The sequence below is a fragment of the Colwellia sp. 1_MG-2023 genome (genome assembly GCF_030546755.1).
GTDB lineage: Bacteria > Pseudomonadota > Gammaproteobacteria > Enterobacterales > Alteromonadaceae > Thalassotalea_H.
On record NZ_JAUOPE010000001.1, the window covers coordinates 341,403 to 354,061 of the forward strand.

Genomic DNA, 12,659 nt, shown 5'->3' on the forward strand with positions numbered 1-12,659 from the left:
CCCCTAAAATATTAACCAGTTAATTTCTTCTTCAAAATAAAAGGTTTCCGCATGGCATTGCCAGACAAATTTATATTCTCGATGAACCGAGTTTCAAAAGTTGTACCTCCGAAAAAAACGATTTTAAAAGATATTTCGTTGTCATTTTTTCCTGGCGCAAAAATTGGCGTATTAGGTTTAAATGGTTCAGGTAAATCAACCTTATTACGTATCATGGCAGGCGTAGATAAAGAGTTTGAAGGTGAAGCCAACGCATTATCAGGGACAAATATCGGCTACCTCCCACAAGAGCCTCAACTCGATGAAGAAAAAACCGTTCGTGAAGTCGTAGAAGATGCTGTTTCAACCGTAAAAAATGCGATGGCACGTCTTGATCAAGTATATAACGAATATGCTGAAGAAGGCGCTGACTTTGATGCCTTAGCTAAAGAACAAGGTGAATTAGAAGACATAATAAACAGCCAAGACGGACATAATATTGATAATGTATTAGAACGTGCTGCAGATGCATTACGTTTACCTGAGTGGGATCAAAAAATAGCCGTATTAAGTGGTGGTGAACGTCGTCGTGTTGCTTTATGCCATTTGTTACTTCAAAAACCCGATATGTTGTTATTAGATGAACCAACTAACCATTTAGATGCTGAATCTGTTGCCTGGTTAGAGCGATTCTTACATGATTATTCTGGCACTGTTGTCGCCATTACGCATGATAGATATTTCCTTGATAATGTTGCCGGTTGGATACTCGAACTTGATCGTGGTCATGGTATTCCTTGGGAAGGTAATTATTCTTCATGGCTTGAACAAAAAGATGCGCGTTTGCAACAAGAGCAAAAAAGTGAAAACGCCTTACAAAAAACCATCAAACAAGAACTTGAATGGGTACGTTCTAATCCCAAAGCAAGACAGGCAAAGAGTAAAGCTCGAATGGCTCGCTTTGAAGAGCTCAATAATCAAGAGCATCAAAAGCGTAACGAAACCAATGAGCTATATATTCCACCTGGACCGCGTTTAGGTGACAAAATTTTAGAAGTAAATAACTTAGTTAAATCTTATGGTGACCGCGTATTAATTGACGATCTTAGTTTTAGTATTCCTAAAGGTGCTATCGTTGGAATAATCGGAGCAAATGGTGCAGGTAAATCAACTTTATTCAAAGTTTTATCAGGTGCAGAATCTCCTAATGCAGGTACTGTTGAGTTAGGCGAAACAGTAAAACTTGCTAGTGTTGATCAATTTCGCGATGACATGGGTGAAGAGAATACCGTTTATCAAGAAATTTCAGAAGGTCATGATATTATTGAAATTGGTACTTACCAAATTCCAAGTCGAGCTTACTGCTCTCGCTTTAATTTTAAAGGGAATGACCAACAAAAATTCATTAAAGATTTATCTGGTGGTGAACGAAACCGAGTACATTTAGCAAAACTAGTGAAAACCGGTGGTAACTTATTACTGTTAGATGAACCAACCAATGACTTAGATGTTGAAACATTACGTGCACTAGAAGAAGCCATATTAGAATTCCCTGGTTGTGCTATGGTTATCTCGCATGATCGTTGGTTCTTAGATCGTATAGCCACTCACATTTTAGACTATCGTGACGAAGGGCAAGTCAACTTTTTCGAAGGTAACTTTACTGAATACGATGAGTGGCTGAAAAAAACTTATGGCCCTGCCGCTGTTGAACCACATCGCATTAAATATAAGAAAATCGGATAACTTTCACTAGTTCAAAGTTAATATTCTGATTTAAGGCATCTTTTTTCCTCAAAAATAGAGCAATAAAGATGCCTTTTTCTTAAAATGGGGCTATGCTGAATATAACTATTCATAAACTAAACAGTACAATGGAAAATAGACGTCAATTTACCCGAATCTTATTTTCAATCGATGCTCAATTGGAAGTAGAAGAACAAACATATACTGTTAATATTCATGATATTTCATTAAACGGTGCTTTGGTTACCGCGCCTAAAAATGCAGAACAAATTAAAAACAAACTTGGCTTACTCACTTTTCAACTTGCTGATAGCGAGATGCCAGTTGCTATGCACGTTGCCATTGTTCATGTTAAACAGGATGAAATAGGCCTGCAATGTAACGCTATTGATATTGACAGTGTGACTCACCTTCGTCGTCTTGTTGAATTAAATTTAGGAGATGACAGTCAATTAAATAAAGAGCTTTCGCAACTTACCAGTCAATCTTAAACAATCTAACTTTTCTCATTCTTTTTATTGATAGTAAAAGGACGCATTATGAACCACCTTATTATTTCATTTATCAGCCCTGATCGTCCGGGACTGGTTGACACACTTTCCAATTCAGTAAAACAACATCAAGGAAACTGGCAAACCAGTAGTTTGCATCATTTATCTGGATATTTTTCAGGTGTTATAGAAATAGCAGTACCTGAAGAACAATCACAAAGTTTAATTGATAAAATTCAAAGCATTCAAGATTTTAAATGCCATATTGAAATCGCTAATGCTGATCAAGTGAGTACACATGCTGATATTGTAATTGAATTAACAGCAAATGATCGCTCCGGTATTGTTCAAGAAATATCTTCAGTGATTCATAGCCAAGGGGGAAACTTATTAAAACTCGTGAGTTCTCATGACAGCGCCCCGCATTCAGGACAAGAGTTATTTAAAGCCAAAGTAACCATCTCTGTCGACAAAAATACCATCGACACCTTAATTGATGCGTTGGAAAGTCTTGCAGATGATTTAATCGTAGATATTTCACGTTAAATAATCAAAATGTTACCTAAATAAGACACAAGTAAAATAACTGTAATATTTTTATTTTATACTCATGCTTTTAGATAAAAACATGAGTATAAGTTATCAATGATTGATGATGATATGAAGTTTAACAAAGAGCTCAGTTGGTTATCATTTAATGAAAGAGTACTGCAAGAGGCAGCAGACCAAACAGTACCTTTAATTGAACGTATTCGATTTTTAGGCATTTACTCTTCTAATTTAGATGAATTTTTTCGAGTACGAGTTGCCGACGTTCGCCGCCGAGCTATTTTAGAATCAGCTCAAGAAACGTCCAAAGATAGATGGCGTAGTATCAATAAAAAAATTAATAATAAAGTTAATATTCTCACTAAAAACTTTAATCAAATCACCCAAGAAATTTTTGCATTATTAAACAAAGAAAATATTTATACCATTTTTGATGATCAACACAATCAAACCTTTAATGAAAAACTAAATACCCAGCAACTCGCTTGGCTTAAACAGTATTTTGAACATCGCATTATTCGTCATATCACCCCAATAATTCTTCACTCGAAAACGCAGCTAGCAAACTGTATCGATGACGACGGGATTTATTTTTTAGTTGCTTTACACCATCAAAAAAATATTAACTATGCGTTAGTAGAAATTCCCAGAGAGAACGTGAAACGATTCATTGAACTGCCTAATGAAAATGATCAGGAAAATACCGCTAAATTCATCGTGTTACTTGATGATGTTGTTCACTATTTTATAAAAAAACTATTTGTCGGCGTTTTTCCATTTGATCGTATTGAAGCATTTTCGATGAAGTTAACCCGTGATGCCGAATATAACTTGACGGATGATCTTGATGAAAGCTTATTAGATCAAATGTCTAAAGGTTTAAAGCAGCGCTTAAAGGCAGATTTAGTAAGACTCGTACATGACCAAAATATGCCTGTGCACATGACAGAATATTTAAGAAAATCGTTAAAAATAAAAGATGAAGAAGCGCTTTCGCAAGGCGTTCGCTATCGACACTTTAAAGATTTCATTAAATTTCCTAACCTTGGTGGTAAACACCTTGAGAATAAAGAATTACCAGCATTAGATTCTGCACATTTCACTCAGAATCCTTCTGTATTTGATGCCATCAGTAAACAAGATATTTTACTGTATTATCCCTACTATAAATTCAAACATTTCACCGAGTTCGTCCGACAAGCCTCTTATGACCCACTTGTACGTCATATAAAGATAAACATTTATCGGGTGGCGAAACACTCTCGCATAATTCAATCACTTATTGAAGCGGTAAAAAATGGCAAAAAAGTTACCGTTGTTATCGAATTGAAAGCCCGTTTTGATGAACAAGCAAACATCGAATGGGCAAAATTGATGAAAGATGCGGGTATCGAAGTTGAGTTAGGCATTGAAACATTAAAAGTACATTCAAAATTATGTTTGATCACGCGAATAGAAGACGAAAAAGTAGTACGCTATGCTCATATCGGTACAGGAAACTTCCATGAAAGCAATGCGCGTATTTATACCGACTTTGCTTTGTTTACCAAACACAAAGAAATATGCCAAGAAGTCGATAATATTTTTTCTTTTGTTTCGCACAGTTATTTACGATTTCGCTTTAATCACCTAATCGTTTCGCCGCTCACCTCACGTCGGCGTTTATATCAGCTCATCGATAACGAAATAGAAATTGCTGAGCAACAACAAAAATCCGGTATTACGTTAAAACTCAATAACTTGGTAGATAATGGTTTAATTAATAAGTTATATACCGCCAGCCAAGCGGGAGTAAAAATAAGACTCATCATTCGAGGTATGTGCTCACTTACCCCAAATATAAAAGGACTGAGTGATAACATTAAAATTATTTCTATTGTTGATCGCTTTTTAGAGCATCCTCGCGTGATGCATTTTCATAATAATGGTAATCAGCAAGTATTTATTACCTCAGCTGATTGGATGGAAAGAAACATAGATCATCGTGTGGAAGTAGCATGCCCTATCTATGATGAAGTGTTAAAACAACAAATTATCGATATGTTAGACATTCAGTTTCAAGATAATGTCAAAGCACGCATTATTAATAAACTACAAAATAATCGTTATGTTTCACCAGGCAAACGTGCACCACTTCGCTCACAAATTGCTATTTATGATTATTTAGTTGATCATGAAAAACAACTATTACAGGCACAACAACAAAACCATAACACTGAGGAATAATAAACGTCACCAATGAAGACAAGCCGCAATAATGAAGCATCAATCCCTGCTGAACAATATATAGCAGCGCTTGATATTGGCTCTAATAGTTTCCATTTTGTTTTAGCAAGGCAACTAGGCGAACACGTCCAAATTATTCATTGTGAAAAATACCGAGTGAAGCTTGCACAAGGGCTCGATCATAACAATGTCCTTTCACAAGAGGCGATAGAAAGAGGTTTATCAACCCTCGAAAATCTTGCAACCACAACGCAAAATATCAATAAAAAGAATTTTAGAGCTGTTGCTACTTATACCCTAAGGCAAGCGCAAAACTCAGGAAAATTTATTCAGGCGGCGTCTAAGGTTTTCCCCTTTAATATCGAAATAATTTCAGGACATGAAGAAGCACGACTTATTTATCAAGGTGTTGCCCACCATAGACAACATAATGAACAACAACTCGTTATTGATATTGGTGGCGGCAGTACTGAATGCATTATAGGTGAACAATATAAAGTTAAAGCCTTAGATAGTTTAAATATTGGATGTGTCAGCTACCAACAACAATTTTTTCAAAATGGCATCATCTCTGCCCAAGCATTTGAACAAGCTATTCACCAAGCGAAACATCAGGTTGAAAGCATAGCAAAACGCTTTAAAAAACTCGGATGGAAACACGTTATTGGGACATCAGGTACAATCAAAGCGATTGTAAATATAATTAATTATAATCAACAAATTCCTCATGCAATCACCCTAAAAGAACTCAATGCATTAAAACTACAATGTCTTAACTTTCATCATTTTGATGAGCTTTTAATTGAAGGTTTAAAAGAAAGTCGTCGTCCCGTCATCTGTGCTGGCCTTGCCATTTTAATTGCGCTAATGGAGGTTCTGGAAATTAGCCGTTTAGATTACTGCCAATACGCCCTGCGTGAAGGCGTATTGTTCGAACACATTGAAAATAATCAACATAACAATGTTCGGCAACGTACAATTACTGATTTCATTGAACGATTTAATATAGATATCCCGCACGCGTTAGCGGTAGAGCAAATTGCCATGAAAATTTTTACTGCTGTAAAGAAAGCATGGCAACTTCACGATAATATTTATCAAGAATTATTACAGTCTGCGATTAAACTGCATGAGTTGGGGTTGGATATCAACACTTCAGGTTATCAAAAGCACGGGCAATATATTATTGAGCAAGCAGACTTACCTGGATTTAATCAAGAACAGCAAAAGGCATTAGCTTGGTTAGTAGGTAATCAACGAAAAAAAATCACTCCTTTAAATGACGAACAATGGAGTTTATTAAATGTTACAAACCTTGAAAAGCTTGTAATCATCATCAGATTAAGTGCCTTACTCAGCCAACAACGGCACTTAGACGACGACTATTTACTTGCGGTTAGTAATACTCCGAAAACGTTAACCCTAACATTTAAAGAACAATGGCTATTTGATCGACCTATCATTGATACCGAGCTGTTTTATGAAAAACAAGCTATCTTATCGTTAAATATGCGTCTAACTATAAAGAACTAATTGAGTTAGATGATACAGTTAATCACTTACCAAAACGCTAGTGTAATTAGGATTAACAAATTTTATTTACTAAATAGCTGATAATTATGGGGTAAAATCTCAATAGCAATTTTTTCCCCTTGAGCAAAAACATGATGACTATAGAAACTTAATTGCTCAAAACTTAAGCGCTTATCATCGGTTAAGCTAGAAAGTAAATAATGAAAGCCATGCTCTGTGATACGAACATATTCAATATTCACATTAACCTCACCTTCAGGCATTAAAGCAATATGTTGAGGCTTCAATAGCAAATACTGCTGTTCGTTGTCTTTTCTCTGATCAGCAATAGTATCTTTCACTATGTTACCAATCGCGGTAAAGCATTCATCATTTCCCTCAATCACAGGTAACCAACTACCAATTTGTAGAAAGTCAGCCACCAACCAACTACTGGGTTGATGAAAAACATCAATAGGAGTGCCTGATTGAAGAACACGACCTTGATGCATAACCGCGATTTTGTCAGCAAAACTAAACACTTCATCTTTATTATGGGTAACAAAAATTGCAGTAATACCTAACTTTTTTAGTAAACTTCTCAGCTCTAACATTAATTCATTACGTAATCGTGCATCAATGTTAGAAAAAGGCTCATCAAGCAATAATAATTTAGGTTGTGGCGCTAATGCCCGTGCTATTGCCACGCGCTGCTGCTGTCCACCTGAAAGTTGATGTGGGTATCGCTCTGAATAGTCTGTTAACTTTAATAACGACAATAAGGTGTCAATCCGAGTAGCTTGTTCGGCTTTATCTATATGGTTAAGACCAAAAGCAATGTTTTTATAGACACTCAAGTGAGGAAATAGCGCATAATCTTGAAAAATCATGCCGATATTTCGTTGCTCTGGGGCAATAAGATTATTAGCGTCAATAACCATATCAGGTGCAATAGAAATAGAACCTTTATGCTGTTCAACAAATCCAGCGATCGTATTTAATAACGTCGTTTTACCACAACCACTTGGTCCAACTAATCCCAGAATGTCACCTTCTGCTAAAGTTAAATTTACATCCGATAATATCGGTTTTTGCTGTAATGCTACCGACAATTGTCGCAGTGTTAATAAAACGGTCAAACGCTACTCTCTTTTTTATTTAAATAAACAACAGGAATTAGACCAAATAATACTATGAGCAACGCGCCTATGGCACCTTGTTCCAAACGTTCATCCGAAATTAATTGATATATTTGCGTACTTAAGGTTTCAAAGTTAAAAGGTCTAAGTAATAAAACTGCCGGTAATTCTTTCATGGCTTCAACAAAAACCAATAACCATGCGACGAAAATTGAAGATTTTAATAACGGTAAATGAACCTTAGGTATACTTTTATTTAGCGTAACGCCTAAGCTAGCAGGAGCTAAATCTAAAGAGGCTGGGATTTGTTCAACTCCGCTAGTAATAGTGCCATTCGCAATAGCAGCAAAACGTACCACCAAAGCCAATATGATAGCAAAAATTGAGCCTGATAAAATTAAACCTGGTGCTGTAATGTCTAGCAACTTGGCTACCCCATTAAGCCAATGATCAATTGGTCCAAGGGTAGCTAACATAGCCATCGCAAGTACAGTGCCGGGTATAGCATATCCAAAACCAGAAATTTGTAATGGATGATCCCGCCATTTAGAGTAATGTAGTCGTTTGAATAACGATAATAATAATGCAATGAAGGTTGTGATACTCGCGACATAAAATGCCACTTGTAAACTATTAAAACCTGATGATAAAAGCTCATTTAATTGCTCTAACGTCGCGTAATCTAATGCCATCATAATTAATAATAAGAAAGGTAAAATAAAACCGGCAATCACTAACAGCCAACAAAATCCGGCCGCAAAAAAGTGCTGAGCAACAGATAATTTTTTTTCTTTTATTTGATTATTCAATCGATTTGATTGGTGACGCTGCCCTGCTCTAGCTCTTTGCTCAGCGATAACAGTAAATAATATCAATAGCATTAAAATACTCGCAATAGCATTCGCAGTTGATAAGTCGCCATATTCTAGCCAAGTATCATAAATTGCTGTTGTTAACGTATTTACGGCAAAATATTGTACCGTGGCAAAGTCCGCCAAAGTTTCCATCAGTACCAAGCTTGCAGAAACTGCAATAGCAGGTCTTGCCAACGGTAAAGACACTTTCATAAAGCTTTGCGTTAAGCTGTAACCAAGACTTCGGCTAGCCCTAATTAAATGCTGATCTTGGCATTCAAACGCTGTTCTCACCAACATATAAACATAAGGAAAAAGCACTAGGGCGATCATAATTGCCGCGCCAAGCAAGGTTCTGATATCAAAAAACCAGTAATCTAAAGGGGAGTGCCAATCAAAACTCGCCCGTAGAAAGCGTTGCACAGGTCCAGCATAATCAAATAAATCAGTATATAAATAAGCAACTAAATAGGCCGGCATTGCTAAAGGTAACATCAATAACCAGCGCAAATATTTTTTCCCCATTACATTCGTTTGACTAATAATGGCCGCAGCAGGAACTCCAAACAGTATTGAAAACGTCACCACCAAAATAGCAAGTTGTATAGTATTAGATATATAGGTAGGTAAAACGGTTTGCCAAAGGTGGCTAAATAACTCAGTTGAAGAGCCAATACCAGAAAAAAGCATAACAAGCACTGGTGTTATTAACGCCAGTGCTATCAGCCAACTAAGAAATTTCCATCTTTTATTTTTATTGCCAGAGCTCACTGATTAACAAAACCTGAGCTTAGAAATTTAAAGGGATTACAGATCAAATTTCGCTTTATCCAATAACTTTATCGCCGATTTACGGTGTTTCGCAATAGTTTCTAACGATAATTCGTCGGCTTTGAATTGTCCCCAAGAGCTCACTAACGCTGAAACAGCAACGCCTTCACGAACAGGATATTCCATATTAGTTTCAGCATACATTTGCTGGGCTTTTTCAGAGACTAAAAATTCCATTAACGCTAATGCATTTTTAGAATTAGGAGCATATTTAGCCATGGCTACACCAGATATATTGACATGAGCGCCACGGTTAGCTTGATTAGGAAAGTTAATATTTACCTCATTAGCCCATACTTTTTGTTTTTCGTCATTTAACATTTTGCCAAAGTAATAACTATTACCTAATGATAAATCACACAAATTTTGATGTATTGCTTGTACTTGGCCACGGTCGCTACCTTGCGGTTTTCTTGCTAAGTTTTCTTTAAGGTTTTCTAACCAAGTCAATGTTTTCTCTTCTCCGTGCTCCGCAATCATAGAAGATACTAGTGCGACATTATAAGGATGTTTACCACTGCGAGTACAAACACGAGCTTTATATTTTGGATCCGCCAAGTCTTCATAATTAAGCGCTATATTACCTAAACGTTTAGATGAATAAATATTGCGAACACGCATCGTTAAGGCATACCAAGTATTATCTTTTGACTGAAACTTTTCTGGTACAGCTTGTTCCAGTATTTCAGACTGAACTGTTTGTAGTAAATTATTATCGTGCAACTCGACTAATCGACTGATATCCGTTGTTAACAAAATATCCGCTGGGCTATGCTCCCCTTCTCGAGCTAAACGTTCTGCCATACCTTTTTTAGCAAAAACGACATTAACCTTAATACCCGTTTCTTGAGTAAAAACATCAAATAATGGCTTAACTAAAAATGGTTGGCGATAAGAGTAAACATTAACTTCTGCGGCTTGTATCAAAGCGCTTGGCACTAAAAAACAAACAAATAATACTTTGCTGAGCAATGATTTTTTTAACATAACAGCTCCAAATAATTTAAATCAAAAGGTGTATAACTAAACACTATAAAATTGCCAGCAAGACTAATGAAGAAGTGAGAAGCTGTCAAGGTTTTTGAGAATTATTCTCATTTAACTTTTAGAGGATAATGGCTATATGCCTGCTAACCCTATTACAAGTAACCAAAAAGCAAAAAACAACTTTAATCGCGTTGCGGAAAGGTAGGTGACAAGGGTTTTAGCAAAAATCCCTCCTAACAAAGCACCCGGTCCAGCAAATATGGCTACTTGCCAATAGACTTGAAATGAGACTAACGTATGCTGCCATATTCCTGCCCATACAAGAAAAGCAGAAACAATGACCGCAGCAGCCACTGCCATATTAATATCAAAGCGACGCAAAATTAAATAAACCGCCAGCAATTCGCCAATACCAACCGATAGCCAGGCTGTAATAGCACCACCGAACAACCCAATTAAAGTGATCACGATATAATCAAAAATATATAATTGACTTCGCTCTCGAGGTAACTTGACAAAAAACACGGTAACCACAATAAAGAAGCCAAGTATTAAAGAGAATAAACTAAAACTTTGGTGCAAAGATGATGGTGCCTGAATATGCGTACCGTAAACGAACCAGAGTCCAACGATACCACTAAAGGTACAAACGGCAATAATACGCTTGAAACCTTGCCACAGTCTTAATTCAGTTTTTTCTGCGCGATAATGATACCACCATGTAATAGCTCCGCCGGTCATACCAAAACATTGAATAGCAAAACTTGTCGCTATTGCTTGATGCTCACTAAAATTTAGTTCGTTGAAAGCAGGGATAAAAACCACGCCACCACCAGCTCCCGTTGAATTAGCAAATATAGCCCCTAAAATGCCTAGTAGCGTAAAAAGCCAATAATCAAGCATTTGGCTAAGGGAAATAGAGGATAAGACGACTAAAAGCATCCAGCCTATTGAAAAAGCAAGAATAAACTTCCAACTAGTTAACCGAATAGGATTTCTATCGCCTGATTTTAATACCGAATGTTCAGTCATGTGATTATTTTATTATTTTATTATTTTATTATTTTATTATTTTCTACTGCATGTTGTTGTATGTATTGCTTTGCTTCATCATTTAAAAAACTCGAAGAAATGTAATTTTTTCCGTTTGCATGTTTAATAATCCAACCCAACTCAGTAGCTGTCATACTAATAATATCGCCCCAGTTATATTGGTCATCAACATAAAAAGAATGACAATTAATACCTTTACTATCAACACTTAAGGTAACTTCACTATTCGATGCTTTCCCTAACATTTGACGGGTTACCCACCAAGGTTTTTGATAATAAACACTCAACGCTTCAATAATACCGATACCAAATAAAAACCAAGCAACATAAGGGTTAATTGGCGTAAAAACAACCAACAAACCACCAAAAGCTGAAAAGAAAATCGCTTTAAAATAAGCTTGCCACGTAAGATCAACTTCAACAGACTGCTCAAAACATTCTAAAAAGTAATTTTTATCTAAAATAAAGGTGGTTGTATAAGAAAATTCTGTAGCCATTATTATTTTGGGGAATCTCAATGTTAAATGAGTAAATATTCTAGCAATTACTTGCTTGATATAACACTACAATTACTCTCTTTACTTTAAACTTGAAGAAAAACTGACGGCTATTATTTACCAACGTTTTTTCTTTCTTCACTGCTAGGAGAAGGTTGATTTCCTAGTTTTTGCAGAACACCGTCTAATTTATTTTTTGCGGATATAGGCAAATCGCCTTTGGCATATTGTTCTCGTATAATATCTTCAATTTTATCAAATAGTTGATCCGCATTTTTTTGTTCATCATCAGCCGTACTATACTGAGTTTCATCGCTTTCTGATTGAATACTTGGTTTATTAGTTGGGCTATCATGTTGAAAAAACAAATTCAGCCACATATCGGTTTTTACACCAAAAGCCATTAACTTTTTAAAGTAACTCTGCTCATAGTTATTATTTTTGATCACGTCCACTAATGCGCAGCAAAAAGAAATAGGGCTTAACACTAAATCTCTTACGGCATCAAATGTCAATTTCACTTGAAATATCACAAGTTTTTTAAATACTGACCAGCGACTGGCAGGCTTATCTGTCATTGCTCATACTCAACAATTCATCACGTAAATAGCATAAAGGTTAATGTAAGCAGGGTAAACACTGTAAACAGCTTGAAAGTACAGAAAATAGTCTTTGAAAGATAAAATAATGAAAGGAAAGTAATCGTGTAGATCTTTCGGTGAAAATGCAATAAAAATGCGCTTTAATGAATAATCATTAAAGCGCACGGACATGAAACAAAGAAGTAAAGTTTTG

Annotated in this window: 11 protein-coding genes; 5 read left to right on the forward strand and 6 right to left on the reverse strand. The window is 36.0% G+C overall.

Annotated elements, in window-relative coordinates:
* Nucleotides 1-51 precede the first annotated feature (51 nt).
* From ettA to Q4493_RS01490, 5 genes are all read left to right on the forward strand, one after another.
* Nucleotides 52-1,725 (forward strand): energy-dependent translational throttle protein EttA, encoded by a 1,674-nt coding sequence (gene ettA / locus Q4493_RS01470; protein WP_303448842.1) that lies wholly within the window; start codon nt 52-54, stop codon nt 1,723-1,725.
* A 128-nt stretch (nt 1,726-1,853) separates the two neighbouring features.
* Nucleotides 1,854-2,216, forward strand: coding sequence for a PilZ domain-containing protein (locus Q4493_RS01475; RefSeq protein ID WP_303448843.1), 363 nt, complete (start codon nt 1,854-1,856; stop codon nt 2,214-2,216).
* Between the two features lie 48 nt (nt 2,217-2,264).
* Entirely contained in the window at nt 2,265-2,762 is a 498-nt protein-coding gene (locus tag Q4493_RS01480; RefSeq protein ID WP_303448844.1) for a glycine cleavage system protein R, read from the forward strand.
* Between the two features lie 99 nt (nt 2,763-2,861).
* The gene (ppk1, locus tag Q4493_RS01485; protein ID WP_303448845.1) at nt 2,862-4,991 is read left to right on the forward strand and encodes a polyphosphate kinase 1; all 2,130 of its coding nucleotides are present in this window, start codon (nt 2,862-2,864) and stop codon (nt 4,989-4,991) included.
* Nucleotides 4,992-5,003: 12 nt separating this feature from the next.
* Nucleotides 5,004-6,524 carry a Ppx/GppA phosphatase family protein gene (locus Q4493_RS01490; protein ID WP_303448846.1) on the forward strand — a complete coding sequence of 507 codons (1,521 nt, stop codon included), beginning with the start codon at nt 5,004-5,006 and terminating at the stop codon, nt 6,522-6,524.
* Between the two features lie 62 nt (nt 6,525-6,586).
* Here Q4493_RS01490 and Q4493_RS01495 read toward each other — a convergent pair whose 3' ends face one another.
* The 6 genes from Q4493_RS01495 to Q4493_RS01520 all read right to left on the reverse strand — a co-directional run bounded on the left by Q4493_RS01495 (nt 6,587) and on the right by Q4493_RS01520 (nt 12,442).
* Nucleotides 6,587-7,642, reverse strand: a complete 1,056-nt coding sequence (locus Q4493_RS01495) for an ABC transporter ATP-binding protein (RefSeq protein WP_303448847.1) — start codon at nt 7,640-7,642, stop codon at nt 6,587-6,589.
* Complete coding sequence (locus tag Q4493_RS01500) at nt 7,639-9,267, reverse strand: iron ABC transporter permease (protein WP_303448848.1); 1,629 nt, start codon at nt 9,265-9,267, stop codon at nt 7,639-7,641. Before Q4493_RS01500 ends, Q4493_RS01495 begins: the two co-directional genes overlap by 4 nt.
* A 36-nt stretch (nt 9,268-9,303) precedes the next feature.
* Nucleotides 9,304-10,314, reverse strand: coding sequence for a Fe(3+) ABC transporter substrate-binding protein (locus tag Q4493_RS01505; protein ID WP_303448849.1), 1,011 nt, complete (start codon nt 10,312-10,314; stop codon nt 9,304-9,306).
* A gap of 132 nt (nt 10,315-10,446) precedes the next feature.
* The gene (locus tag Q4493_RS01510; RefSeq protein ID WP_303448851.1) at nt 10,447-11,346 is read right to left on the reverse strand and encodes a sulfite exporter TauE/SafE family protein; all 900 of its coding nucleotides are present in this window, start codon (nt 11,344-11,346) and stop codon (nt 10,447-10,449) included.
* A 20-nt stretch (nt 11,347-11,366) separates the two neighbouring features.
* Complete coding sequence (locus tag Q4493_RS01515; protein WP_303448853.1) at nt 11,367-11,864, reverse strand: YcxB family protein; 498 nt, start codon at nt 11,862-11,864, stop codon at nt 11,367-11,369.
* 113 nt (nt 11,865-11,977) lie between these two features.
* Nucleotides 11,978-12,442, reverse strand: coding sequence for a hypothetical protein (locus Q4493_RS01520; protein ID WP_303448854.1), 465 nt, complete (start codon nt 12,440-12,442; stop codon nt 11,978-11,980).
* Nucleotides 12,443-12,659: the final 217 nt, after the last annotated feature.

Excerpts from the sequence above, each read along its gene's own strand:
- ettA (WP_303448842.1), top strand. The coding sequence starts at position 52 with ATGGCATTGCCAGACAAATTTATATTCTCGATGAACCGAGTTTCAAAA.
- Q4493_RS01475 (WP_303448843.1), top strand. The coding sequence starts at position 1,854 with ATGGAAAATAGACGTCAATTTACCCGAATCTTATTTTCAATCGATGCT.
- Q4493_RS01480 (WP_303448844.1), top strand. The coding sequence starts at position 2,265 with ATGAACCACCTTATTATTTCATTTATCAGCCCTGATCGTCCGGGACTG.
- ppk1 (WP_303448845.1), top strand. The coding sequence starts at position 2,862 with ATGATTGATGATGATATGAAGTTTAACAAAGAGCTCAGTTGGTTATCA.
- Q4493_RS01490 (WP_303448846.1), top strand. The coding sequence starts at position 5,004 with ATGAAGACAAGCCGCAATAATGAAGCATCAATCCCTGCTGAACAATAT.
- Q4493_RS01505 (WP_303448849.1), bottom strand. The coding sequence starts at position 10,314 with ATGTTAAAAAAATCATTGCTCAGCAAAGTATTATTTGTTTGTTTTTTA.
- Q4493_RS01510 (WP_303448851.1), bottom strand. The coding sequence starts at position 11,346 with ATGACTGAACATTCGGTATTAAAATCAGGCGATAGAAATCCTATTCGG.
- Q4493_RS01515 (WP_303448853.1), bottom strand. The coding sequence starts at position 11,864 with ATGGCTACAGAATTTTCTTATACAACCACCTTTATTTTAGATAAAAAT.
- Q4493_RS01520 (WP_303448854.1), bottom strand. The coding sequence starts at position 12,442 with ATGACAGATAAGCCTGCCAGTCGCTGGTCAGTATTTAAAAAACTTGTG.